Origin of the sequence: Clostridium putrefaciens, from assembly GCF_900461105.1 — a bacterium.
Lineage (GTDB): Bacteria > Bacillota > Clostridia > Clostridiales > Clostridiaceae > Clostridium_L > Clostridium_L putrefaciens.
In genome coordinates this window covers 50,990-76,777 of record NZ_UFWZ01000001.1, presented here as the reverse complement: position 1 = coordinate 76,777, position 25,788 = coordinate 50,990, and the positions used below count along the sequence as shown (strand labels likewise).

Here is a 25,788-nt window from a genome sequence, read left to right as displayed (position 1 = left end):
TAAAACCTTATAATATAAGTATAAGTTGAATATTAAAATATATAGGGGGATTACTTATGGTTATAAATGACTTAAAGAATTATTTCGAAAAAATATTTAATATTCCATCAGGAAATCAGTATTTTTCACCCGGTAGAATAAACTTAATTGGTGAACATACCGATTATAATGGAGGATTTGTCCTTCCTTGTGCAATAACTTTTGGAACCTATGGCCTAATAAGAAAAAGGCAAGATAAAAAAGTTAGACTATACTCATTAAACTTTAAGGAAGTTGGATTAATAGAACTAGATTTATTACACCTTGAATATAATAGAAATCACTCCTGGACTAATTATGTTAAAGGTATGATTAAATATATGTCTGAAGAAAATTTAAATATAAATTCAGGTTTTGATATATTAGTATATGGAAACATCCCAAATGGAGCAGGCTTATCCTCTTCTGCTTCTTTAGAAATGTTAATAGGAGTCATATTAAAAGAAGAATTTTCTTTTAATATAGACAAGAAATCTCTAGCCCTTACAGGTAAAAGAGTTGAAAACGAATATATAGGTGTGAATAGTGGAATAATGGATCAGTTTGCCATAGCCTTTGGCAAAAAAAATTCTGCCATAATTCTTGATTGTGATACATTGTATTATGAGTATGTAGATATGAATTTAAAGGATAATGTTATAGTCATAATGAATACAAATAAAAGAAGAGAACTTGCTGATTCAAAATATAACGAGAGAAGATCACAATGCGAAAAGGCCCTTTTAAAGCTTCAATCTGTAATTAAAATAAATAACTTATGTGATTTAACTTTAGAAGAATTCAATAAATATAAATATGCTATTAAAAATCCTATAGAAGAAAAAAGAGCGCTGCATGCTATCTCAGAAAACGAAAGAACTAAAGAAGCTACAGAATTACTTAAATATGATGATTTAAAGTCTTTTGGTCAGTTAATGAATAAATCTCATATATCACTTAGAGATAATTATGAAGTTACAGGGAGTGAACTAGATGTTTTAGCAGAAAGCTCTTGGAAACAAAAGGGATGCTTAGGTGCTAGAATGACTGGAGCTGGTTTTGGTGGCTGTGCAATCGCCATAGTCTCTAAAAAAGACTTAGATCTCTTTCTAGAAAATGTATCTAAAGATTATAAAAATGCTATAGGATATGAAGCTTCCATTTATGTAGCTTCTATAGGCCAAGGTTCAACTAAACTGAATTAACTTATTAACTTATTAATTTATTATGAATAGCCCTTATAGTGAATATGCCTAAAGTTTATAATTTAAACTGGCATGAAATAATTTGAAATAGATATGGAGATAGTGATAATGAATAATATTTATAGTTTAATAGATAGACTCATAGAAATTTCTATAGAAAATCAAATGATTTATTCTATAGATAAAATATACGCACGAAATAGAATCTTAGCCATATTAAAGCTAGATAATTATGAATATACAAGTACAAATCTTCAATACACCTTGCATGAAACATTAAATTATATCCTAGAGTATTCTTTAAATTCAGGACTAATAGAATACTATCTATATGAAAAAGACATACTATCTAGCAAAATAATGAATGTTTTTTTAAATAATCCTTCAATAATAAATGAAGAGTTTTATAAAAAGTATTCTTCTTCCCCTAAAGAAGCTACCGATTATTTTTATAATCTAAGTAAAAACAGTAATTATATAAGAACAGATAGAATTCAAAAAAATATTTCATACAAAACCTTAACTAAATATGGTGATTTAGATATAACCATAAATCTATCAAAGCCAGAAAAAGATCCAAAAGAAATAGCAAAACAAAGAAAAAAGGAAAACTCAAAAACTTCTTTTACATATCCCGCCTGTCCATTATGTAAAGAAAGTGAGGGCTATGAAGGAAGGATCGACCATGCAGACAGATCCAATCATAGAATGATAGAGCTTAATATCAATAACGAGGATTGGTATCTTCAATACTCTCCCTATTCTTATTATAATGAACACTGCATAGTGCTTTCAAAGGAACATACCCCAATGAAAATAAGCAAAAATACCTTTAAAAACCTGCTAAGCTTCGTAGAAAAGTTTCCTCATTATTTCTTAGGCTCAAATACTGATATACCTATTGTAGGTGGCTCTATACTATGTCATGAACATTACCAAGGTGGCTATTATGAGTTCCCTATGGAAAAGGCTGAGGATGAATACACTTTTAATTTATCTAAGTATCCTACTTTAAACTTTTCTATAATCAATTGGCCTTTATCTACCATTAGAATAAAAGGTAAAAAAACAGAGGATATAGTAGAAGCCACCAATTATATTTTTAATAGCTGGAAGACATACGAGGATAAGGAAAGACATATACTTCCTTTCACCAAAAGAGAAAGTCACAATGCAATAACCCCTATATCTCGCTACAAAAAAGGTTTCTATGAAATGGATATAGTGCTTAGAAATAATAGAACTTCAAAAGAACATCCACTAGGAATCTTCCACCCTCATGCCGATGTTCAACACATAAAAAAAGAAAACATAGGTTTAATAGAAGTTATGGGACTTGCAGTACTTCCTGGAAGATTATTAAATGAATTAGAAGAAATCAAGGACTTTATATTAAACAAAAGTAATTCAGTAAAAGAATACCACCTTACTTTTGCAGAAGACCTAAAAAAAAGATATAACAATGAAAAATCTCTAGATCTCTTTATAAAAGACGAAGTAGGATTAAAATTTGTTAGAGTCCTGGAGGATGCCGGTGTATTTAAAAGAACTGACCATGGTATAGAAGGGTTTAAAAAATTCATTTCACAGTTATAATTAAATATGATATTCAAACTAATTTATCTGCATTAATTACATTTACTTGAACTTCCACTTTGATATATAAATATTAATAAACTTTTTATTAAAATGCTACAAATAGCCAAGGCAGTTTCCTATGATTCTAAAGTTATAGTAATGGACGAACCTACATCATCATTAACTGAAAAAGAAGTGGAACATTTGTTTAAAATAATTAATAAGCTTAAGATCAAAATGGTATCAGTTATTTATATATCTCACAAGATGGAGGAAATTCTAACCATTTCAGATGAAGTAACTATTCTAAGAGATGGTCAATGGATAGATACTAAATTTGCTCATGAGCTAACTACTGATTCCATAATTAAGATGATGGTAGGTAGAAGTTTATCTAATCGGTTCCCAGAAAAAGTTAATGCTCCAGGCAAAGTTATTTTAGAAGTTACGGATTTAACCTCTGAATGCCAACCTTCTATTAAAAATGTAAGCTTTACACTTAGGGAAGGTGAAATTTTAGGAATAGCTGGACTTGTAGGTTCTAAAAGAACAGATATATTAGAATCCCTTTTTGGTATAAGAAAATTATATTCATCTAAAATATTCTTACACGGTAAAGAGATTAAAAATGATACACCTAGTAAAGCTATGAAAAATGGATTTGCTATGTTAACAGAAGAGAGAAGATCTAATGGTATCTTTGAAAAGCTTCCTGTAAGTTTCAACTCAGTAATCTGTAACATACATAATTATAAAGGACGCTTCGGTCTTTTATCTGATAAGAATATAGAAAAAGATACTAAATGGGTTGTAGATTCTATGAGGGTAAGAACTCCGTCTCAAGATACTTTAATTGGTAGCTTATCCGGTGGAAATCAACAAAAGGTGATAATTGGAAGATGGCTTCTTACAAATCCTGAAATTTTAATGATGGATGAATCTACTAGAGGTATTGATGTAGGTGCTAAATATGAAATATATCAATTAATGACTAAACTATCAAGTCATGGAAAAGGCGTTATAATGGTTTCATCAGAAATGCCAGAATTGTTAGGTATAACCGATAGAATCTTAGTAATGAGTAATGGCAAAGTTGCTGATATTTTAAAGACTAAAGATACTGATCAAGAAGAAATTATGAAATTATCATCAAAGTATTTGTAGAACAGGAGGAGTTATATCATGAAAAAGCTAGAAATTTCTTTAAAAAATAAAATTAATATGCAATGGTTTATAGATAATGCAATATATATAGTTCTTATAGTTCTATTATGTGTAATAGTAGCCATTGAACCATCCTTTTTATCTATAAATAATTTTCGTAACATATTAACTCAAGCCTCTACTCGCATTATTATCGCTTTAGGTGTTGGTGGTATACTCATAGCTGAAGGTACTGACTTATCCGCTGGTCGTATGGTTGGACTTGCCGCAGTGTTATCCGCATCTTTATTACAAGCTACAGATTATGCTTATCGTATGTATCCAACCCTAGGAAAACTACCAGTACTTATACCTATTTTAATAGCTATGTTAGTGTGCGGTTTTATAGGTTTACTAAATGGAATAGTAGTTTCCATATTAAAAGTTCCACCTTTTATTGCAACCTTAGGCATGATGATTATAGTTTATGGACTTAACTCTATATATTTTGATCGTCCACCTTATGGTGCTCAACCAGTAGGAGGACTTGATCCAGACTTTTCAAAGTTTGTACTAGGAAGCATTGGTACTGGAAAGTTTGCCATTCCATACTTGGTTATATATGCCCTAATAGCCACAGTTATCATTTGGATTCTATGGAATAAAACACGCTTTGGTAAAAATATGTATGCTATCGGTGGCAACTCAGAAGCTGCTACTGTATCCGGTGTAAATATTGTAAGAAATCTTATCTTAATTTACGCCTTAGCAGGACTTCTTTACGGATTTTCTGGATCTTTAGAAGCTGGACGTGTAGGTAGTGCTACTAATAATACAGGTAATATGTATGAACTAGATGCTATTGCCGCTTGTGTTGTTGGCGGAGTATCAACTTCAGGTGGAATCGGTACTGTACCTGGAATAATAACAGGAGTTCTTATATTTCAGGTTATTAATTACGGTCTAGCTTTTATAGGCTTAAATGCTTACCTCCAATTTATAGTAAAAGGTCTTATCATAGTAAGTGCAGTAGCAATTGATATGAGAAAATACGTCAAAAGAAAATAAAGTAAAATATATTTAGTAGGCCATTATGGCTTTTAGATCAGCAATCCTAACTATATAAAACCGTAGACTACACTTTTTATAATCTGTTTTTATAATCTATCCAAACACCCTATATCATATTAATCTGATATAGGGTGAAAATCATGACTTTCTGTTTAATAATATTAGCATTATATTGTTTTTCTTTTTAAACATATTAAAATCTTCACTCCTTAAAATTAATTATGCCACTTCACTTACACCTCTAACCATTATCTTACAATCATATGTTTAAACCCATGGGGTGTTGGTAAAATATTCATTATTAAGTTATAATTAAATAAACACACTTTGGAAAGGAGGATTCTTTTGAGTAAAGAAAATGACTTTTTAAATATTTATTTATCATTACCGGAAGCAAAACTTATGAGAAAACATATTTTGACTACTGTTATTATTATAAATGTGTTTTTATCTGGAGGCTTAGACTCTCTTTATAAAAGTATACTCTTTATGCCTATGCCACATAATATTAAAGTTATTATGTACTATAGCCTTTTTATTTTTGATATAATTTCTTTGATATTTATATTACTTATTAAAAAGCTTGATTTCTTATTCCATTTATATACTGCAATTTCATATTCAACAATTTCCATACTTTTTCTCTATATGTCAATGAAGGCCTTTTATTATGAATTCAATAATCCAATTAACATTATTGCTATAATTGCAAGTTTAATGATATATATTCTTTGTATATATTTACTTTTCAAAAGTATTAAAAACAAATTAAAAAACAATATTGTGAGAAAACCTTTAAATAAGGCCTTTGTACGTTCAATAATTTCTTCATTTGTTATATTTGGAATGTATTCATCAAAAAATATTGATAATAGTTTATTTGATGCATGTTCATACTTAATACTTTCTTGCTCTACTGCAGCTTTTAGTCCTGGATTTCATCAATTCTACCTTAGACTTAAGTATATAAAATTAAATAAAATAAAGAAGACATCATAATAGCATGAGTTGTATTTTCACAAGAGAACATATTACTTTAAGTACCTCTCAGCTTCTTTATCAAAGTTTTATATATATTGTGTATCTTGCCTTATTTAGATGTTTAAAACTATTATAAGTTAAAGGAGATGAATAAAATTAATAATAAGTGCTTATGGATTCTAAAACAAAGGTAGTGTTAACACTATCCATTACTAATAGGGGGTATTCATATGGATATAAAATATTCTTTTACAAAAAGAGAATATATAAATTCTAAAGTAGAGTATATATTTGGTTCTGAAGATTTTAAAAAACGATTTTTTATAGGTAGGTATATACTTACTATTGTAATATTTGCACCTATTACCTTCTTCTTATTAAAAAAGGGGATTGGCACCTTTCTTATGATGTACATATTAATGGTTATATTTCTGCCAATGTCAGTTAAGGTAGGTCTTCATTATCGAGTTAAAAAAGAATTAAAGCATGAAATAAATGAATTCTTATTATCTATAAATGAAAATTCCATATCAGTTACCACCAATGAATATAAGCTTAATTTATATTGGCCATTATTTAATAAAATTGTTGAATCTAAAAAATATATACATTTATATAATTCAAAGGAGAATATATCAATACCTAAAAAGATATTTAAAAACAAAAATAATAAAACCGATTTTATAAATGAACTAAATAAACATTTAGGAAAATAAAAGACAACCCAAAGCCATGAAAATGTATTCCATTTCAGCATTTTAAAGATATATAAACAAATTTTATTACTAATGGAGGTGTTTAAATGGAGATAAAATATTCTCTTTTAAGAGAAGAATATCTAAATTCTAAATCAGAATATACTTCAGGCTCTGAAAATTTTAAAAAACGTACTTTAGTAAATAGGTATATAGTTCTTATTGCAATCTTTTCACCCTTTATTTTCCTTGGATTGAAAGAAGGAATCTTTACATTTCTTATATTATATATAGTGTCAACTACATTAGATCCAATATTAACCAGAGAAATTCTTTCTTATGGACTAGAAGATGAAGTAAATGAATTCTTATTATCGATAAATGAAGCTGGACTATCAATTACTTCAACTAACTATGATATGCTTTTGTATTGGTCATTATTTGATAAGGTAGTTGAATCTAGTAAATATATACATCTATATAATTCAAAAGAAATTATATCAATACCTAAAATAGCCTTTGAAAATGAAGATACTAAAAATGCTTTTATAAATGAATTTAATAAACATTTGTCAAAATGAGAAGAATCTATCTCTTTCTCTTTACTTAAAAAATAAGTTTAAATGCAACCAATCAATTCATCATAACCACAATTCATTTCTTTTATTGGATTAAAAATAACCACGCTAATTTTTTATTTACTACGCTTTTTCAAATCATTGTATAACTTTTGAAGCTTATCAAACTGATTATCCGTAAGCCAATACTCTTCCCAGTACTCTTCATCATTTGTACGATGTACCACCTTTATTCCATAAAAAATAAACTTATCATAATATTCGCCATCCTTATAAACTATGGATATACCTCCAGTAGGGCTATCACCTCCAGGTTTCAGATTAAATCCATAAAAGTATTTAGTAGAGTCCATATATTCAATTACCTTTTCTTTTTCATCTCTATCTTCTACTTTTATCCCACTTGCACTTGTACCTCCAACTATTATCTTATAATCATCATCTTTGAAATACTTATCACTAAACTTAATCCTTTTAAAGGACACATTATAAATATTTAAAGAAATTATCATGGTCATAAGTAATATCCTAATTATAGCTCTCTTTTTCTTCATTATATACCCCCAGGCTTATTGTGAAATGCTAAATACATATCCTTATTTTACCATATCGCAAGATTAATTGTATAACTTTATCTTTTATTAATGATGATGCATATATTTTTTATTTATCCGATGGCTAACAGCCGTAACACCCCTATCCTCTTCAAGGTGGGGGATGACGGCTGCTACCCCCCTGGATAAGTTCTTCTAAGACGCATATGGAGATATATATTCCTTATAAGCAAACTCCACCTTAGTCTAAGAATCAATTGATATCCTATATCCCCACAAAAAAATATGATGTTATATATGCAAAACAGTTTTAATGTTATTTAATAATAGTATATTGATAAACAGTTTAAGTTATGGTAATATATGTTTATTGAAATAAAATAAAGGAGATGCTTATATTGTTTAAAAAGATTTTCACAGCATTAATTTATCTTTTAGTATTGATAATTTTTATTTTGGCATTTAAAAATGCACTTAATAAACATAAATATACACTTTCTGGTCTTGATGAAATAATTAAATATAATTGTAGCTTAGTTATGAATGTGGAAAATAAGTTATACGACTATGATAATGTAAAGTTTTTTAAATCAAATTATTCAAGCGATAACATTATAACTACTAACCAAATAAAGGTAACTAATAATGAAATTAAATATTGTAACTATGCAATTACAATTAATCAAGATTATATATTTACCTATATAGATAATAAAAAGTCTATATTTAAAATACAATCACCATTGTCGGATGAGTCCAGAACATTTTTATTAAATTCATTTTTCAAAAATGGTGTGACTGATATTACAGTATATCCATTTAAAGATACAAATAAGCTATGTGTACAAGTTGAAAGAGCTTATTATTTTGTTGACCTTTTATCTAAAAGTATTAAGCACTTAGATGGTGGTAGATTTGCTATTCTTCAAGTTAACCTAAAAGAAAATGTTATAATAATAATGAAAATGGATATCTTAGAAGGCTATACTTATGTATTTGATGAAAATGGAGAATTTATTTGTAAGTTTTTATAACCATTATTTTAAAAAACATAGTAAGGCTGAATTTTTAAGTCTGTTTAGAAGTTGTTCTATGTTATTTTAAAATTAACCTCATATTATTCACCTTTTATATACTATTAATATGCTACTATTAAGTAGTGTAGGTATTATCTTCTTAACAATACTCTATGTAAACCTAATTTACTTCTTTATACTCTTTTATTAAAAGTCCTTATCCTTTTCCTATAAATACCGATCCGAATGATTATGGAGTCTGGGATCATTTTGTTATTTATAATGTTTTGTTAATACATTAGCGTATTAATATCAAGTATAGTTTGCACATATTTAAATAAAGAAAGATGTAAAATAAAACAAAGATGGTGTTAACACTATCCTTAAAAGTAGGGGGGAATTATTATTAAAAAGATAGCTTATAGATTTAGTATAATAACTTCATTTTGTTATGGATTTATTATACTACTTATATTAGATATGGTTAATCATAAAGTTAATTTCACACCAGTATTTAGGTATCCTAGTGATAAAGGAATTGTAAATGGATTAAGTACATTTATAATGTATATATTATTGATGTTTAGTCTTTGTTTTATATCAAAAACAAAGACTAAACAAGAGATTAAAAGGTTTATTGTTATTAATATAGTAACAGTTTTTATCGGATTACTATTATTTTGGGCTGTTGGAGCAATGTTTTTTATTGATACACCAAATTACGCTTAATAAAGTAAAATATTTAATTATGGAACATATACTATTAAAATATATCTTTTGTGATGATTTAAATACTTATTTTCTTACCTATAGTCTCTCCCATAACAACCTTTGTTTCGTAACCTAATGATGTTTCACGCAATATATCTTCATCTATCTTTACAGTGTTAGGCTTAATAAACATAATTGTAGTAGAGCCTCCAAACTTAAAGTATCCCTTTTCATCACCTTTTTTAACAACATGGTTTGGGTCATAAGTTTGTGCTATTGTTCCAACGCAGGTAGCTCCTACTTCAACTAGTATTACATCACCAAAGTTTTCTGATTTAAATAAGCTCCATTCTCTTTTATTTTGACAATAAAGCTTAGGTATCTTTTCTAAGGCTATAGGATTTACAGAGTAGTAATCTCCATTTACCTTTTTACTATCACTACATATTCCTGAGTCAATAAAGTGAAATCGATGATAGTCTGTAGGACACAGTCTTAATACCAAACACAGTCCCCCATTATACTTATCTGCAATGGTTTTATCTCCTATAAGCTCATGTAAGCTATAGGTTAATCCTTTTACCTGCACAAGGTTATCCATATCTATGTTGTCATAAGCAAATAATCTACCATCTCCAGGAGAAATTAGCATATTACTATTTTCATCTATAGGTCTAGCCTCTTTTTTTAATCTACGTATAAAAAAGTCATTAAAGTTATTAAAGTCTTCTTGACCCTTTTCACATAAATTCATATCTATATTAAATTCTTTTATGAAACTATTTATCTTTTTCTTACTTAAAGAGCTATCACAGTAGCCTCCATAAACTTTAGAAAATAGTTTCTTTTTTATAAACATCTCAAGTAAAGTGAGTCCAACTGGAGAAGAGTAGTTCCACTTTAAATACTTATCCCCTGCCACCTTTTCCACTTCATATTCCTTTGAATTACGATTATAATATTTTATCATTTCATCTCTCCATTTTGTTAAACTATTATATTTCAAAAAATTATACAATAACATTTCATAATAATATTATTGATTCTATAATACATATTATACTTTAAAATAAGGAAAATAAGAAGGCAAGACTATATAACTGAAAATTCAATTACATTATATTTAAATTGGTTGTTTATTGTTGTTGGATGATATATTATAGGTAGTAAATACTCATATAGACTTGGAGTGATGGATTTGAATAAAACTAAAAATATAATTTCTAAAGCTGCTATTGATATCTTTTCTAAAAAGGGCTATGAAGGTGCTACTATGGAAGATATAGCTATTACTGGAGGCCTTGCAAAGGGAACATTATACTATCATTTTAAGAGCAAGGAAGAAATATTTAATTATATAATAAAAGTTGGTATGGACATAATAAAAGAAGACATCATAGAAGAGACGGAAAAAGAAAGTAATCCCATATTAAAACTAAGAGCTCTTTGTAAGATACAGCTTCAATCTGTCTATAAATACAAAGACTTCTTCAAAGTCATTATGAGTCAACTTTGGGGTCAAGAAATAAGGCAAGTAGAAATCAGGGATTCATTAAGTGATTATATATCTATCTTAGAGGGGTATTTAAAGGAAGCTATAGACAATGGGATCCTAAAAAAGGGAAATCCAGCTTTTATGGCTCACCTATTCTTAGGTATTTTGATGTCTGCCTCTATATATGAATTGTTAAATGCAGAGGATCCTGACATAGAAGAATTATTAGATAGTCTAATGAACTATGTACTCCGAGGTATTGAAATATAAAGTTACTTTTATGTTAACTGAATTTATATATTTAAATCAAAGATCTTTATAGCTTAGATCACTTTACTTACTTCAGTGGGAGTAGACTAACCCCTACTGAAGCTTATTTTAATTTCAAAAAATAATATACATTATTCCTTAACATCTTTAATCTTCCGAAATAAACTCCCACACACCTTAGATATTAAATACTTCATAATAGTATACATACCTTACATCATACCCGACCTTAAAATAGATATTAATAACCAAAGACCAGATATCCCGGCAACTATGAACCCAACCACACCAATTAGTGAAACATCATATACCTTAGGTCCTATATTAGAATTTAATACTAAGGATGAGGCAACAATCATAGCAGACACTACAAGTCCAAACACCATACGATTAACCATTCTATTTAATTCATTTAAAGGTTTATCTAAACTTTTAAGTTCTAGTTTAATTTTAGTTCTTCCACTTAATATACTATCTGAAACCTCTATTAATTTTGTTGGAACCTTAACACTATTTTTTAAAAATATATGTGTATTTAATAAAACTTCATCTAAATCTATATCTTTATTTAAGTTATGTGACTTTACATAAGGTATAGCAATATCTAAAACCTTAATTTCAGGGGATATTTGAGCTATAACACCTTCTAATATTATAAATGTTCTTATAACAAGGGTTAACTCTTTTGGTAGCTTAATATTATTTCGTCTAGCAACATCAAACACTTCTTGCAGCATATACGATATATTTATATTTTCAAATGAGGTATTTAAATAATTAGCAAAGAGGTAATCAATATCTTCATAAAGTTGATTCCTATCTACAAATCCACTTTTTATTCCTATAGACATAAATACAGATATGAGTTTATTTATATCTTGATATGCAACTGCTACCACAGCGTCATTTAAAGAGTCTCTTAATGTCTTATTTAACTTACCAATTATACCAAAGTCTATAAAACATATCTTTCCATCTCTAATTAGAAGATTACCTGGATGAGGATCTGCATGAAAGAAGCCATCTTCAAAAATATTCTTAAGGAAACTTAATGCTAGTTTCTTTGATATATCAGGTAAGTCATATCCTAACTTTAAAAGCTCTTCTCTATCACTAATTTTATACCCATCAATCTTCTCTAATGTAAGTACAGTTCTTCCACTATATTCATTTATTACAAAGGGTGCATAAACGCATGTAACTAATTTATTAATCCCCCTAAACTTTTCTATATTCTCTGCTTCTATATTAAAGTCTAATTCAAGCCTTGTAGAATCAAGAAGTTCATTTAAAGCTTCAGTAGGATCTATTAATGTATCTTTAAATTTAGCCTTAGTAAGGTTAAATATCCTGGATAGTATGGAAATATCCATCTCCATCTTATATGCGATGTCAGGCCTTTGGACCTTTACTATAACTTCTCTACCATCCTTTAGTGTTGCTTCATGTACTTGTGCTACAGAAGCTGATGCTAAGGGTATCTCATTGAACTTTAGGAATAGATCTTCAATTGATTTGCCAAACTCGCCTTTTATAACCTTATTTATATCTTTAAACCTTTCAGGTAAAACATTATCTTGAAGCTTTGATAATTCCCTTATATATTCCGCAGGTAATATGTCTGGCCTAGTGCTTAATATTTGCCCAAGCTTTATAAATGTCGGACCAAGGTCTTCACAAGCTAATCTTAAATTTTCAGGTGAATTATCTTGTCTTTTTATTTTATTATCAACTATAAACCCAAATCCATAAAAAGCTGAAACCTTTACTATCTCTTTCAAACGTTTAGCAGAATTCTTAGCCATTTTAGACCTCTCTTTACTTAAAACCACCATTAGTTATATGTGTCTTACTGTTTTTACTCTTGCTTATTTTCTAAAAGGCTTATTTTAGCCTCTAGTTTTAACATCTTTTCTTTAACTTCATTTAAATCTGCTTGATGTGCTAAATTTAGTTCTTCAATTATAAAAAGCACCTCATTTTTATTTAAAGGTTTTATACTATCAACTTTTGAAACTACCTTTTCCCCAGAACTTTGCATGTTTCTTTTTAGTTCTTCGCTTAATTCTTTACCTTCTTTTGTACTTAGCTTTCCCTTTTCAACCATATCTTCAATAATCTTTGAAGACTTTTCATAAGTATAAGCAACAGAACCTACTCCTGCAAGAAATACCTTTTTTAATTCATCTAACATAACTACACCTCCAAATTTATTTTTATATTCTACAGTATATTCTTATATAAATTATACTATAAGCATCGCACCTATTAAAGGTTTTAATAAATGTTTAACATAACTTATATATTTAAAAATATAATAATCTTAAAGTAATCAAATTCTATGATAAAATATATAAGTAATATAGTAACTACTATAAGTATTCCTTTAAATAAAATAATTAAACATAATATTTAAAGTGAGGGAAGGTTTTATATTGGGTGGAAGTATTATAAAAATACATGGAATAATAAATGAACTTAGCGATGCTGAAAAAAAGGTAGCTAATTTTATACTACAATGGCCTTCAGAAATTTCTGATTTATCTATAGGTAACCTATCTAAAAGATGTTGAGCTAGTGAGGCTACTATAGTAAGATTTTGTAGAGCAATTGGTTATAGCGGATTCAAGGACTTTAAGATTGACATCACTCGTTATATGGCCTATCTCGATGTAAATAATAAGGATAACTTGTCCTAATTATTAGAGCAAGTTATCCTTGAAATGTACAATATTTAAATATTTGATTTACTTTTCATCTTTTTCTTTGACTTCAAAATTACAAGGTTCTCCCTCACAATTTGGGACTACTTCATGAATTAATGAATTTAAATTTATTTCTTAGTTATAATTGACATAATACAATTTATATAATAGAATGTTAGGGTAATATAATAATATATGCTCCCATAGTTTAATGGATATAACGATCCCCTCCTAAGGGATAAATACAGGTTCGATTCCTGTTGGGAGTACCAACAAAGATTAGATTTTTAATTTATTAAATTTCTAATCTTTTTTATTTACCCTAAAACCTTTAAAATCTCTACTTAAAGTATCATTACTTAGATAGAACTAGTTAGAACTAGATATAATATAAAATATTAACCTAAATCTTATATTTAAGCTATTTAAAAGATAATGCCTTGAAATAGTGTGTAATTTGTGTTAATACATTAGTATTAAATGTGATATAATAAGATAGATTTATTTAATTTTATGACATTTCAGAAAAGTATTAGAAGTATAAATTAGATTATTATAAATTTAACTTATATATAATCATTCTAATCCCATCTATGTATTCAAAATATATTACATGGATATAAGATATCACAAAGTTATTTATTATATAAAAATTAATCATTATAGGAGAGTGGTACTTTTGGACCCTAGCACGTGGCATTTGGTTTTATTAACTGTGCTTTTATTATTATCAGCATTTTTCTCAGCTTCTGAAACAGCTCTTATGAGCTTTAGTAAGATAAGAGTAAAACACCTTGTAGAAGAAGGTGTAAAAGGAGCTGACAAAATAGAAAAACTTATAGCAAGCCCTAATAAACTATTAGGAAGCATTTTAGTTGGCAATAACGTCGCAAATATAGCAGCTTCTGCTCTAGCAACCTCAATTGCATTAAAAGCCTTTGGACAAAAGGGTGTAGGAATAGCAACTATTGCTATGACCGTATTAGTGCTTATATTTGCAGAAATAACCCCTAAGTCGTTAGCTGCTCAAAATTCAGAAAAGGTTTCTTTTAAGGTTTATAAACCTATAAGTTTTATTATAATAATACTCAGACCTGTAGTAACTGTATTTACATTTATATCTTCAGGGATTATAAAGTTATTAGGTGGAAACCCTGATAAAACTCAACCCTTCATAACAGAAGAAGAATTAAAAACCTTAGTAGATGTTGGGGAGGAAGAGGGTGTTCTTGAAGTTGGAGAAAAAGAAATGATATATAATGTTTTCGAATTTGGAGATCTTCAAACAAAGGATGTAATGGTTCAAAGGGTAGATGTTATAGCTATAAATACTCTATCTACCTACGATGAAATCCTTGAAGTCTTAAAAAGAGAACAATTCTCTAGGATACCTGTCTACAGGGACTCTATAGATGATATTGTAGGTGTGTTATACATAAAAGACTTGCTTCTAAAAGAAAAAGAAGAAAAATTTAACGTTGAGGACTACATGAGAGAGCCTAATTACACCTATGAGTTTAGAAGGATTACAGATCTTTTTACTGATATGAAAAAGGACAGGAATCACATGTATATCGTGCTTGATGAGTATGGTGGTACCGTAGGTATCGTAACCATTGAGGACTTAGTTGAAGAAATTGTTGGAGAGATTGAAGACGAATATGATGATGAAGATGATAAAGAAATTGATGTAATTAAAGAAGATGAGTATGTAGTATCTGGAAGTGCTAGGTTAGATGATCTTAATGACCTTATAGGAACATCCATGCAATCAGAAGAATTTGATTCTATAGGCGGATTTATAATAGGTCAGCTTGGAAGATTCCCAGATACAGGAGAAAACATACAATTCGACACAACTAAATTCGTTATAGAAGAGCTAGATAAAAATAGAATAAAAAAGGTACGTATATTTACGTAACTTGTACAATTTACCCTGTGTAGACCACAGGGCTTTATTTTATATATTAGTGTAAGGAGATTTTAAAGTGGAATTTATAGACGTAGCCTTAGAAGAGGCTAAAAAAGCTTTATACATAGATGAGGTTCCAATAGGTGCAATTATAGTAAAGGATGGCAAGATAATTGGAAGGGGCCATAATTTAAGAGAAACTATAAAAAATCCATTAGCTCATGCTGAAATCATTGCTATAAACGAGGCTTCTAAAACTCTTGGAAATTGGAGACTTAATGGATGTAGTATGTTTGTAACCTTAGAGCCTTGTATAATGTGTGCTGGTGCCATTGTTCAATCAAGATTATCAGAGCTTAATATAGGTACCTTTGACCCAAACCTCGGAGCTTGTGGCTCTGTTTTAAACTTAGTAAATAATCAATATATTAATTCTAATATAAAGGTAAATTGGCTTTATAATAATGAATGTAGTGAAATTTTAAAAGAGTTTTTTAAATCTCTAAGAAATAAATCAATATAAATGATTGTTTAATTTATATTGATTTATATTTTTATATTTAGTATACTTTTAAGGTAGTATAAAAATACTTATTATGGAGAGATGTCCGAGTTGGTTTAAGGTGCTTGTCTCGAAAACAAGTGTACACAAAATGTACCGGGGGTTCGAATCCCTTTCTCTCCGCCAAAAAAAGAAAAAAGAGGCTTATAGCAATTGCTACAAGCCTTTTTTGTTACAAACACTTAGATAAATTCCACTTCTAAATATATCATAAAAATACTCTTCTTAAATCTATATTGTGAATTCCCACAACCTTATAACCTATCTAGTTATATAATATCTAATTTTATATCTTTTCCTCTGAAAGAGCCTTCCATAATGAAATACAGGAAAAAATCATTATAAATATAAACGGGAAGGCTGCAGCTACTGAAGCCGTCTGCAAAGACTTTAATCCTCCTGCAAGTAATAAAGAGGTAGCAAGTAATGATTGAACTAATCCCCAAACTATCTTTTTTCTATTTGAAGGATTCAAATCACCCTTTGATGTTAGCATACCAAGTACAAATGTAGCTGAATTTGCAGAGGTTACAAAAAATGTCCCTAATAAAAATAATGCAATAAAGGATAGTATAACCCCTAACTTATAATTACTCATTATTACAAAGAAGGCTGTCTCTGGTGATGCTGCAACAGTTTTTAAAGCATCCATAGACATAATACCTTCAATACCTAAGTTTATTCCCATAGTTCCAAATACTGAAAACCACACGAAAGATGCTATTGACGGAGCAACTATAACTCCTAATACAAATTCTCTTATAGTTCTTCCTTTAGATATCCTAGCTATAAACGTACCAACAAAAGGTGCCCAAGCTATCCACCAAGCCCAATAAAATATTCTCCAACCATTAAGCCACGAATTATCACCAAATGCTTCGATTTGAAGACTATCTTGAAAGAAGTTACTTATATAGGCACCTAATCCATTAGAAAATGAATTTATAATCTTTACAGTAGGTCCTATTAGAAGTGCTAATATTAAAAGTCCAAATGCTAAGTATAAATTCACATCTGAAATAACCTTTATTCCTTTTTCTATACCACTTACAGCAGACCAAATAAATACTATAGTTATTACCACTATTATAATTACTTGAACTACCTGTGTTTCTGGTACTCCAAAAAGATACTTAAGTCCGCTATTTATTTGAAGTGTACCAAGTCCCAAGGATGTTGCAACTCCTGCTACTGTAGCAAGTACTGCAAATATATCTATGGCTTTTCCTATTGGACCATTAACTCTCTTTTCCCCTATTAAAGGTTCAAATATGCTACTTATTAATCCTGGTTTATTCTTTCTAAATTGAAAATATGCTAGCGCTAATCCTATTATAGAATAGTTAGCCCAGGGGTGAAATCCCCAATGCATAAAAGAAGCTCTCATTGCAAAACTAGCTGCTTCCACGGAACCTGGCTCTAAGCCTTTTGGTGCTACGAAGTGTGATAAAGGTTCTGCTGTTCCCCAAAATACTAAACCGATTCCCATACCAGCTCCAAAGAGCATAGCAAACCATGATGCTGTACTGTATTCTGGTTTTGAATCATCTGCTCCAAGTTTTATATTCCCATATTTACTAAAGGCTAATACCATGGCAAAGCCTACAAATATAAGCATGGATAATAGATATGCCCATCCAAAGTTATTAGTTAAGGTATTTAATAAATTATCTGCTGCCCTAGCAAAGGTATCTTTTGATATAATAGCCCACAAAACCACTATAAAGGTTATAATCAAGGATATATAATAAACGGGTTGCCCTCTTTTCTTTGATTTATCACTTGTATTTACTTTCACTTATTCCACCTACCTAACTATAAATTAGTATCTTGATAAGTAAAGTTCCATGGATAAACATGGAACTCACTTTATAGATACTTATTTTAAAACTTTACTCTAAAAACAGTTTGATCTTCAATATCAGTTGTAAGTGAATCTAATGCCACCCCTACTCTATGATATCTTAATTTCCATTGTTCTTCTTTTGTTGTAGCTGGATGTCCTAATGGATATGGTATTGATATAGTAGGAACTATTCTATTTGCCCCTACAGTTGTAGCAACTGGAATTAGGTTACACATTTGAACTATTGTAAATCCTTCTTTTTCGAATTCTTTAACCATGGTTGCACCGCAACGCGTACAAGTTCCTCATGTGGAAACTAATATAATTCCATCCACGTTATCTTCTCTTAAATAAGGAATCATTTCCTTTGCCATTCTAGCTGCTTCTGCTTGTGTAGTTCCTGTTCCTACTGTTGAGTAAAAGTAATCGTGAAGCTTACCTATTTTATTTTCTTTTTCATAAGCTCTTAGGGCATCTATAGGAACTATTACATCTGGATCAGCATCTGCAGCTGCAGGATCAAATCCAGCATGTATAGTTTTATAGACTCCGCCTTTTAGATCATCTATTCCTTTAATATCATATCTACCCCATCTTGTCGCTGAAGCAGATTGTATTCTATCTGGATTGTCTATTGGAACTATTCCCCCTGTATTTACTACTGCTATATTAGATTTACTTAAATCTTTTATAGCTGGAGCTATTGCCACTCTATCTAAAACTGGTATTTTAAGTTCTGTTTCAAAATGTTCATTGTTTAATTTTTTTATTAGCATTTCTACTACTCTATCTGAAGCAGGCTTTTGATCTTCTCTAAAAACTTGATGTCTTATTCCTCTTTCATAATAACCTTCTTTATCCGCTCCTGAAATTTCCTCAGAATTAAGAATCTTATTTCCAAGACTTGATATAGCTTTTATATCATCTCTCATCTTTGCTGCACTTTTTCCACCCTTTAATATATACATATCTTTTTTAAACATTTCAACTCCAGGGTTTTCTTCATGCATAGAACTTATTACCGGCACATTAAACTTTTCTTTTATAACCTTACATATGGTTCCACAAGCTGCTCCATATCTACCTGCTTGGAAAGCAGGACCTGCTACAAATATATCAAACTTCATCGTTATAGTTTTAACAAATCAAAGCTATAGATTTTAGTAATAGCTATATTAATTTATCATACCTAAATCTTATATAACATATATTTACTTTAAATTTACATCCCCTAAGCAATCCCCTTAACTTATGTTATAATACTTTATGTGAACAATAATATACTTATATTGGAGATAATTATGGATAATAAAGAATTGCAAAAGAAAAGAATGTTAAGCTATTTTTTAGAAGCTACAAATAAGATTATTGAAGAAGAAGGTATGGATGCTGTAACAATAAGAAAGGTTGCTAATTTAGCGGGTTACAATAGTGCAACTTTGTATAATTATTTTCAAAATTTAAATCATCTTCTATTTTTTGCTTCTTTGAAATACTTAAAAGACTATGCAAAGAACCTTTACAGTTACACTAAAAATTCTAAAAACTCTTTAGAAACTTACCTTAATGTCTGGTTATGTTTTTCTTACCACTCTTATTTAAAACCTGAAATTTATAACTTAATATTTTTTAGTGAATTTTCTTCAGATACAGTAAATGAGTCTATTAACAGTTACTATTCTATATTTCCAGAAGAGCTTTGCGAAGAATCTAAAAAGTTTTTACCTATGCTACTTGAAGACAATATATATATAAGAGACTATAAATTATTAAAATCTTCATCAGAAGAAGGCTTTTTAAAAGAAGAAGATCTAAAAGATATTAATGAAATGAATGTTTTAATATATAGGGGTATGTTATCTAAGCTTTTAAGTAAGAACAACATCTATACAGTAGAGTTAGCCGTTGAAAAAACCATGAGATACATTAACAAAACCATGAAAGCTTACGGAGTAAGTTCTACGGACTTGAAATATATTCATGCAAAATAATAGCAATTTATATAATAAAAAGAGAAACTTGCAAATTATTTTAGGAACTCTGATACTTTTGTTTTAGAAATGGCCTAATAAAGCAAAAAAACATGCGTAGGTTCATATCCCTACACATGTTTTTTATCTTGGTGCGACAGGCAGGACTTGAACCCGCAGCAGCTCGGTTCGTAGCCGAGTCCTCTATCCAGTTGAGGTACTATCGCATATCTTAAATTTATTATATATAACTAACAAAACTATATTACCATAAAACTATGTACAAATCAATATATTTTACCTTTTATACATTGCAATATAAAGTGTAAAATACTTTTTAAAAAGTAGCTACCATATTTGGTAGCTACCTTATGAATACGAAATGTTACTATAAATATATATATACTAAAAAAGGATTCCCTATATCAAAGTATAATAAGAGTAATAGAATATGATCTATTTCTAATCACAATCCATTATGATCATTTTTTGATGCTCTTCCCAGCCAAAAGTAAGAGAATATAAGTAGTATTATGGATATAGCTAAATACACTAGCTTCACTCTAATATTAAACCCCATTTTTTTGAAATCCCAATAAAATCTATGAGCTAATATTCCATATTTTTGTGTTATTTTTCCCCTCCATAAATACTCTAATACAAAATAAAGTGAAGTTACAACTATAATGGTTTTAGGGATATCCTTTATTAAAACAATGAAAAATATAGTTATACTAGTAACAAAAATAGTGGTTATAATAGAGCTCATTATTAACAGTTCTAAGCGATATTGTATTTGGCTATTTTTATCTGTAACTTTATTGAAACAATAAATTATGTTTATTAATGATATGGCATAGCATATACCATACTTACTTATTATAGTTATTACTTTCTTTACCACATAGTCATTACTTTTACCTTTACTTGCAGAAAGACTAATATGACTCATGCTATTTTTAAAATCTAAACCTATAGTAAATATAATTAAGATCACATATATTATCAATAAATAAAAGTCACAAATTGAAAATAGGTTATTTACTGGTGAGTTGTGCCCAAAATTCACATGATTAAACTTAACTGATAATAGTAACATCCCATTAAGAACAGCTGTTAAAACAAATAAAGCATTAAAAATGTTAAAGCTAAATATATTATTAATATGACCTTTATAATAATTAAGCATCTTTTAAGGCATGATCATATAGTGTGCAATGAATTATATAAGCATCTTGTAATGAGATATCTATAGCGGTGGCATTATACTTTAAATCTTCTTTTGAGATATACCTTACCTTTATATTGTCCCCACTAGGTATTGAACTAATTAATTTAGCCTGCGTTTTTAGGACTATAACATCATTTATAGGAAGGACACCTTCCCATAAGTATCCTTTTACTTCATTAATAAAGTCATCTTTACTTCCTTTAAAAATTAGGCTTCCTTTATTTAATACCAATAAGTAATTACAATAATTCTCTATGTCCTCCACAATATGCGTAGTAACAAAAACTATTCTACCACTAGACATAGAAGGAAATAAGTCTCTTATTATGTTTCTTTGTTCTGGGTCTAACCCAACAGTAGGTTCATCCATTATAATAATCTTTGGGTCACCAATTATTGCCTGGGCAAAGCCTAGTTTTTGTTTCATACCTCCTGAATACTCTTTAATCTTTTTATCTATATAATCTTGCATATCAAAATCTCTAATTATGTCTTCTATATGTGCACCTTTTTCTTCCTTGTTATAATCTGTTTTAATGGTAGCTAAAATATCTAATAATTCTCTTCCTGTTAAAGATTCATAAACCATAAAATTTTGTGGCAAATAACCGAGATTACCCCTAATTTTATCTATACCCTTTTTATAGCTTGTACCATCAATACTAATATCTCCATCCTTAACTTTTAGTAATGTGGTTAGTAACTTCATAAGAGTGCTTTTTCCAGCACCATTAGCTCCAAGAACACCAATTAATCCATCAGTTACCTCAAAGTTAATATTACTTAGTGCTTTAGTCTTTCTGTATTTATAAGATAAATTTTCTACAACTATTTTACTCACCTTTTTACCTCCCATACTGCAAAACTTCATCTGTATCGTGAATGCCAAATATAACTTGATCCTCATACAAATTATATAGAAGATATTCTTTATCTCTTTGAGGCGTTAAGATTAATCTTTTGTAATCGTTTACCCCATCACCCATTCTATTAACTGCATTCATAATCTTTTCACATTGAACATCGGTTTTTATTTCCTCAGCCTTTCCTACAAGTTCTATACCTTTATATAGGTGATTTGAAAGTAATATATTCTTAACTAAAAATATTTCCTTGCCTTCACCTTCAAAAATGCCATTATCCTTTTCATTAAGGCTTGAATATACTCTTCCATTATTATCTTCTATTTCAACTTCATATTTTTTAGTGTTTCCCATCCACTCTGATTTCGGATACCAAGGAAAATAGTCCGCTAAAAATAAGGAATGGTTGTTTACGAAGAATCTTTTAATGCCCTGCTTATCTACAGTATTAATTATTCCTGAATATTTTATAGAAACCTTTATCTTTTCCCCTTCTTTATATTGATCTCCTAATAATATAGTTAAAGTATCATCTTTAGATGAGAATTCAACCTCTTTTTCATTTACATTTATACTTGATACCTTCAAAGTATGATATAAGCTTAAAGTTAATTTATTTAAGTTTTTATTATTAATTATAATGTCCATATTACAATCATTAGAAACTATATCTTTTAACTTCAACTTCATATTATAACTTTCAATTGTAAATCCTTCACTAAGATTAGACTCTTTCTCGTAGTTTTCATTAATATTGTCTTTTAGAATAAAATACCTGTCGGGATTATACTTTGAACCTACAAAAAGGCAATACAAAATAGCAATTACTAAAAAGCATAACATTATCTTATTTTTAAACTTCAAAAATTGTAAATCTTTAATGTTATATATTAAATACATTGCAAGTAATCCTATTAAATTCCAAAGCATAAAATGATAAAGGGTTAGTTTATCTAAAGAAAATAACTCAAAGGTGCTTGATAATGGATCGAATTTCATAATTGGCGTAAGTATATTAGGTTCTTTAAAGAAATTATTTGTACCTAGAAAAAACAAAATTATTAGTACATAAGAAAGAACCCTATATCTGAATTTTGATATTGTTTCACCAATTAATAGGCCAATGGCACTAAAACAAAAAAGCCCAGTACATATATTTAATAAAAACATAGAAATTAGATGCAAGGAATATTTAAGGGGTGCTTTTGCTATAATTGCAACTCCAACCAATATTAAAACATTTATTATTATTATAGCTAAATTTATAACTGAGCTTGTGAAAAGCTTGCCTAAAAATCTTTCCTTTTTAGAAATATTAAGCACATGAAATATCTCCTGGTCGCTACTACTTATTATTTCATTTATTATCAAAATTGGTATGTATATTAAATTGATTGGTAGCCAAGAGGTCTTTAAAAATGTAATAAGATTTAGGTGAAATTCACCAGATATCCTTGAGGCCCATAACTGTTGCTGGATACCAAATAGGAATAATAGCATCATTATAATTATGATAAAAATTCTGTGCAAATTTAAAAAGTTATATTTTATCAGTGCCTTAATCTTTCTCATAAATTCCTCCTATATAAAGTAAGAAGTTAACTTAATATTAACTTCTTACCTTGTTAATTTATTATTTATAATTATTACTTTGTTCAGTCATTGAATATCCATTACAATACATCCATTGTCTTTCTTTTCATATATACAATACCATATTGCCATATTAATGTAAATATTTACTTTTATTGTAGTCTATATAAGTATAAAATGCGTTTAAAAAGGTAGATACCACCTTTAGTAGCTACCTTTAAATTTAAGATTTTAATATATGAATTAATAATCTTTTAATTTATAATTTCCTGACTCATAATCTTTTAAACTAGTACTAACCTTAGATGACAAGAATATAAGTGCTATAAGGTTAGGTATAACCATAAGTCCATTGAATGTATCTGCAAGTTCCCAAACTAAATCAACTTTTAAAGCAGATCCAGCTACTATACATATTAGAACTAACAGTCTAAATATATTTAAATGTTTATTTCCAAAAAGATACTTTACGTTTGCTTCTGCAAAGAAGTACCAACCTATTATAGTAGAAAATGCAAAGAACAATAAACATATAGCAATAAATACATTTCCAAAGTTACCTAAACTCTTAAATCCTAGAGAAAATGCATTTTGTGTAAGTTCAATTCCTGTAGCTCCAGTATCTAAAGCTCCTGTTGATAATATAACTAAAGCTGTCATAGTAAGAACTATAAATGTATCTAAAAATACACTAACTATAGCTACTGTACCTTGTTCTCCAGGATGATTAACCTTTGCTACAGCATGAGCATGAGGTGTGGATCCCATACCAGCTTCATTAGAGAATAATCCTCTTGAAACACCGTATCTAACAGCTTGTTTAACACTAATTCCAATAGCACCACCTAGAACTGCCTCAGGTTTAAATGCTCCAACAAATATCATCTTAAATGATGGTAATACGTTAGTATGGTTTAAAATTAATATAATAAGTCCTCCTAATAAGTAAAATGCCGCCATTAAAGGTACAACCTTTTCAGTAACAGATGCTATTCTACCTACTCCACCTATAAATATAAAGCCAGCGATTACTGCAATTACTATACCCACTATCACTGGATTTACTCCAAATGCAGTATTAAAAGCTACTCCTATAGAATTTGATTGAACCATATTTCCCATAAATCCTAATGCAAATATTATAGCAACTGAGAAGAATCCAGCTAAAAACTTACTATTTAAACCCTTACTTATGTAGTATGCAGGTCCTCCTGTAATATCTCCATCAATTCTTTGTTTATATACTTGTGATAATGTTGCTTCTGCAAATATAGTAGCCATTCCAAAGAAGGCACTTACCCACATCCAAAATATAGCTCCAGGCCCACCAGATGCTATAGCTGTTGCTGCTCCTGCAAGATTTCCTGTTCCAACTTGAGCTGCTATAGCTGTACTTAAAGCTTGGAAAGATGACATACCATCTTTACCTGCTCTTTCGCCTCTTAAACTTAAGCCACCAAATACTCTCTTCCAACCTTCTTTAAACTTTCTAACTTGTACAAACCTAAGTTTAATTGTGAAGAATATTCCTGTACCACAAAGTAAGAAAACTAATATGTATCCCCAAAGAACGTCATTAATGCTTTTAACTATAGGTAATAAGTCCATAATTACTCCCCCTTTTATGTATTATAAATAAGTGGCTTCATTGTTAAAAATATGCATACTTTATAGCTTAATTATACGTTTAATAACAATGATATACCAATTCATCTTTTTAATAGTCTTAATAGACAGACTTAATATAATATTCTAAACCATATTGATATTTATGCATTTATGGGGGGATAT

22 protein-coding genes, 3 tRNA genes and 2 pseudogenes are annotated in these 25,788 nt (G+C 29.0%); 16 read left to right on the top strand and 11 right to left on the bottom strand.

Features of this window, described 5'->3' with window-relative positions; all coding sequences use genetic code 11:
- Positions 1-56 precede the first annotated feature (56 nt).
- The 7 genes and pseudogenes from DY168_RS00325 to DY168_RS00295 all read left to right on the top strand — a co-directional run bounded on the left by DY168_RS00325 (position 57) and on the right by DY168_RS00295 (position 7,272).
- The gene (locus DY168_RS00325; protein ID WP_115639972.1) at positions 57-1,223 is read left to right on the top strand and encodes a galactokinase; all 1,167 of its coding nucleotides are present in this window, start codon (positions 57-59) and stop codon (positions 1,221-1,223) included.
- Positions 1,224-1,331: 108 nt separating this feature from the next.
- Positions 1,332-2,819, top strand: a complete 1,488-nt coding sequence (locus DY168_RS00320; RefSeq protein ID WP_115639971.1) for a UDP-glucose--hexose-1-phosphate uridylyltransferase — start codon at positions 1,332-1,334, stop codon at positions 2,817-2,819.
- 87 nt (positions 2,820-2,906) lie between these two features.
- Positions 2,907-3,965, top strand: a pseudogene (locus DY168_RS00315) (ATP-binding cassette domain-containing protein); the annotation flags it as partial.
- A gap of 18 nt (positions 3,966-3,983) precedes the next feature.
- Positions 3,984-5,012 carry a galactose/methyl galactoside ABC transporter permease MglC gene (gene mglC, locus DY168_RS00310; RefSeq protein WP_115639969.1) on the top strand — a complete coding sequence of 343 codons (1,029 nt, stop codon included), beginning with the start codon at positions 3,984-3,986 and terminating at the stop codon, positions 5,010-5,012.
- Positions 5,013-5,360: 348 nt separating this feature from the next.
- Positions 5,361-6,014: a hypothetical protein gene (locus DY168_RS00305; protein WP_115639968.1), complete on the top strand. Its 654-nt coding sequence runs from the start codon at positions 5,361-5,363 to the stop codon at positions 6,012-6,014.
- Between the two features lie 212 nt (positions 6,015-6,226).
- Positions 6,227-6,712 (top strand): YcxB family protein, encoded by a 486-nt coding sequence (locus DY168_RS00300; protein ID WP_115639967.1) that lies wholly within the window; start codon positions 6,227-6,229, stop codon positions 6,710-6,712.
- Between the two features lie 86 nt (positions 6,713-6,798).
- A complete protein-coding gene (locus tag DY168_RS00295; RefSeq protein ID WP_115639966.1) occupies positions 6,799-7,272 on the top strand; it encodes a YcxB family protein in 474 nt (157 codons plus the stop codon).
- Between the two features lie 113 nt (positions 7,273-7,385).
- Here the strand turns inward: DY168_RS00295 and DY168_RS00290 are convergent, their stop codons facing one another.
- Complete coding sequence (locus DY168_RS00290) at positions 7,386-7,823, bottom strand: hypothetical protein (protein ID WP_115639965.1); 438 nt, start codon at positions 7,821-7,823, stop codon at positions 7,386-7,388.
- Between the two features lie 398 nt (positions 7,824-8,221).
- On the opposite strand from DY168_RS00290, the gene DY168_RS00285 reads away from it, so the two are divergent.
- Positions 8,222-8,857, top strand: coding sequence for a hypothetical protein (locus DY168_RS00285; RefSeq protein ID WP_115639964.1), 636 nt, complete (start codon positions 8,222-8,224; stop codon positions 8,855-8,857).
- A gap of 769 nt (positions 8,858-9,626) precedes the next feature.
- Here DY168_RS00285 and DY168_RS00275 read toward each other — a convergent pair.
- Positions 9,627-10,520, bottom strand: coding sequence for a phosphatidylserine decarboxylase (locus tag DY168_RS00275; RefSeq protein ID WP_115639962.1), 894 nt, complete (start codon positions 10,518-10,520; stop codon positions 9,627-9,629).
- Positions 10,521-10,742: 222 nt separating this feature from the next.
- Here DY168_RS00275 and DY168_RS00270 point away from each other — a divergent pair, with 222 nt between their 5' ends.
- Entirely contained in the window at positions 10,743-11,315 is a 573-nt protein-coding gene (locus DY168_RS00270) for a TetR/AcrR family transcriptional regulator (protein ID WP_341458774.1), read from the top strand.
- Between the two features lie 212 nt (positions 11,316-11,527).
- Here the strand turns inward: DY168_RS00270 and DY168_RS00265 are convergent, their stop codons facing one another.
- A complete protein-coding gene (locus DY168_RS00265; protein ID WP_115639960.1) occupies positions 11,528-13,120 on the bottom strand; it encodes an ABC1 kinase family protein in 1,593 nt (530 codons plus the stop codon).
- A gap of 53 nt (positions 13,121-13,173) precedes the next feature.
- Positions 13,174-13,509, bottom strand: a complete 336-nt coding sequence (locus DY168_RS00260) for a phasin family protein (protein WP_115639959.1) — start codon at positions 13,507-13,509, stop codon at positions 13,174-13,176.
- A gap of 241 nt (positions 13,510-13,750) precedes the next feature.
- On the opposite strand from DY168_RS00260, the gene DY168_RS00255 reads away from it, so the two are divergent.
- The 6 genes from DY168_RS00255 (at position 13,751) to DY168_RS00230 (ending at position 16,620) form a co-directional block, all read left to right on the top strand.
- Positions 13,751-13,888: a hypothetical protein gene (locus tag DY168_RS00255; RefSeq protein WP_172556213.1), complete on the top strand. Its 138-nt coding sequence runs from the start codon at positions 13,751-13,753 to the stop codon at positions 13,886-13,888.
- A 15-nt stretch (positions 13,889-13,903) separates the two neighbouring features.
- Positions 13,904-14,014, top strand: coding sequence for a hypothetical protein (locus tag DY168_RS15210; protein WP_115642356.1), 111 nt, complete (start codon positions 13,904-13,906; stop codon positions 14,012-14,014).
- Positions 14,015-14,217: 203 nt separating this feature from the next.
- Positions 14,218-14,292 (top strand) — tRNA-Arg (locus DY168_RS00245).
- Between the two features lie 407 nt (positions 14,293-14,699).
- Complete coding sequence (locus tag DY168_RS00240) at positions 14,700-15,941, top strand: HlyC/CorC family transporter (RefSeq protein WP_115639957.1); 1,242 nt, start codon at positions 14,700-14,702, stop codon at positions 15,939-15,941.
- Between the two features lie 67 nt (positions 15,942-16,008).
- Entirely contained in the window at positions 16,009-16,455 is a 447-nt protein-coding gene (locus DY168_RS00235; RefSeq protein ID WP_115639956.1) for a nucleoside deaminase, read from the top strand.
- Between the two features lie 75 nt (positions 16,456-16,530).
- Positions 16,531-16,620: transfer RNA gene (locus DY168_RS00230), tRNA-Ser, on the top strand.
- A 160-nt stretch (positions 16,621-16,780) separates the two neighbouring features.
- On the opposite strand, the gene DY168_RS00225 is transcribed toward DY168_RS00230, so the two are convergent.
- Together DY168_RS00225 and DY168_RS00220 are read right to left on the bottom strand one after the other, a co-directional pair.
- The gene (locus DY168_RS00225) at positions 16,781-18,292 is read right to left on the bottom strand and encodes a glycine betaine uptake BCCT transporter (protein WP_115639955.1); all 1,512 of its coding nucleotides are present in this window, start codon (positions 18,290-18,292) and stop codon (positions 16,781-16,783) included.
- Between the two features lie 86 nt (positions 18,293-18,378).
- A pseudogene (locus DY168_RS00220) lies at positions 18,379-19,464 on the bottom strand (glycine/betaine/sarcosine/D-proline family reductase selenoprotein B); the annotation flags it as partial.
- Between the two features lie 177 nt (positions 19,465-19,641).
- Here DY168_RS00220 and DY168_RS00215 point away from each other — a divergent pair.
- Positions 19,642-20,331: a TetR/AcrR family transcriptional regulator gene (locus DY168_RS00215; protein WP_115639953.1), complete on the top strand. Its 690-nt coding sequence runs from the start codon at positions 19,642-19,644 to the stop codon at positions 20,329-20,331.
- 129 nt (positions 20,332-20,460) lie between these two features.
- Here the strand turns inward: DY168_RS00215 and DY168_RS00210 are convergent.
- From DY168_RS00210 to DY168_RS00190, 5 genes are all read right to left on the bottom strand, one after another.
- Positions 20,461-20,537 (bottom strand) — tRNA-Arg (locus DY168_RS00210).
- Between the two features lie 239 nt (positions 20,538-20,776).
- Positions 20,777-21,499 (bottom strand): hypothetical protein, encoded by a 723-nt coding sequence (locus DY168_RS00205; RefSeq protein WP_115639952.1) that lies wholly within the window; start codon positions 21,497-21,499, stop codon positions 20,777-20,779.
- The gene (locus DY168_RS00200; RefSeq protein WP_115639951.1) at positions 21,492-22,382 is read right to left on the bottom strand and encodes an ATP-binding cassette domain-containing protein; all 891 of its coding nucleotides are present in this window, start codon (positions 22,380-22,382) and stop codon (positions 21,492-21,494) included. Before DY168_RS00200 ends, DY168_RS00205 begins: the two co-directional genes overlap by 8 nt.
- A 4-nt stretch (positions 22,383-22,386) precedes the next feature.
- On the bottom strand, positions 22,387-23,976 hold the full coding sequence (locus DY168_RS00195; protein ID WP_115639950.1) for a hypothetical protein: 1,590 nt from the start codon (positions 23,974-23,976) through the stop codon (positions 22,387-22,389).
- 264 nt (positions 23,977-24,240) lie between these two features.
- Positions 24,241-25,605 (bottom strand): alanine/glycine:cation symporter family protein, encoded by a 1,365-nt coding sequence (locus tag DY168_RS00190; RefSeq protein ID WP_115639949.1) that lies wholly within the window; start codon positions 25,603-25,605, stop codon positions 24,241-24,243.
- Positions 25,606-25,788: the final 183 nt, after the last annotated feature.

Coding starts and splice junctions, on each gene's coding strand:
- DY168_RS00300 (WP_115639967.1), top strand. CDS start 6,227: ATGGATATAAAATATTCTTTTACAAAAAGAGAATATATAAATTCTAAA.
- DY168_RS00195 (WP_115639950.1), bottom strand. CDS start 23,976: ATGAGAAAGATTAAGGCACTGATAAAATATAACTTTTTAAATTTGCAC.
- DY168_RS00320 (WP_115639971.1), top strand. CDS start 1,332: ATGAATAATATTTATAGTTTAATAGATAGACTCATAGAAATTTCTATA.
- DY168_RS00205 (WP_115639952.1), bottom strand. CDS start 21,499: ATGCTTAATTATTATAAAGGTCATATTAATAATATATTTAGCTTTAAC.
- DY168_RS00190 (WP_115639949.1), bottom strand. CDS start 25,605: ATGGACTTATTACCTATAGTTAAAAGCATTAATGACGTTCTTTGGGGA.
- DY168_RS00325 (WP_115639972.1), top strand. CDS start 57: ATGGTTATAAATGACTTAAAGAATTATTTCGAAAAAATATTTAATATT.
- DY168_RS00260 (WP_115639959.1), bottom strand. CDS start 13,509: ATGTTAGATGAATTAAAAAAGGTATTTCTTGCAGGAGTAGGTTCTGTT.
- DY168_RS00275 (WP_115639962.1), bottom strand. CDS start 10,520: ATGATAAAATATTATAATCGTAATTCAAAGGAATATGAAGTGGAAAAG.
- DY168_RS00215 (WP_115639953.1), top strand. CDS start 19,642: ATGGATAATAAAGAATTGCAAAAGAAAAGAATGTTAAGCTATTTTTTA.
- DY168_RS00290 (WP_115639965.1), bottom strand. CDS start 7,823: ATGAAGAAAAAGAGAGCTATAATTAGGATATTACTTATGACCATGATA.
- DY168_RS00270 (WP_341458774.1), top strand. CDS start 10,743: ATGGATTTGAATAAAACTAAAAATATAATTTCTAAAGCTGCTATTGAT.
- mglC (WP_115639969.1), top strand. CDS start 3,984: ATGAAAAAGCTAGAAATTTCTTTAAAAAATAAAATTAATATGCAATGG.
- DY168_RS00265 (WP_115639960.1), bottom strand. CDS start 13,120: ATGGCTAAGAATTCTGCTAAACGTTTGAAAGAGATAGTAAAGGTTTCA.
- DY168_RS00295 (WP_115639966.1), top strand. CDS start 6,799: ATGGAGATAAAATATTCTCTTTTAAGAGAAGAATATCTAAATTCTAAA.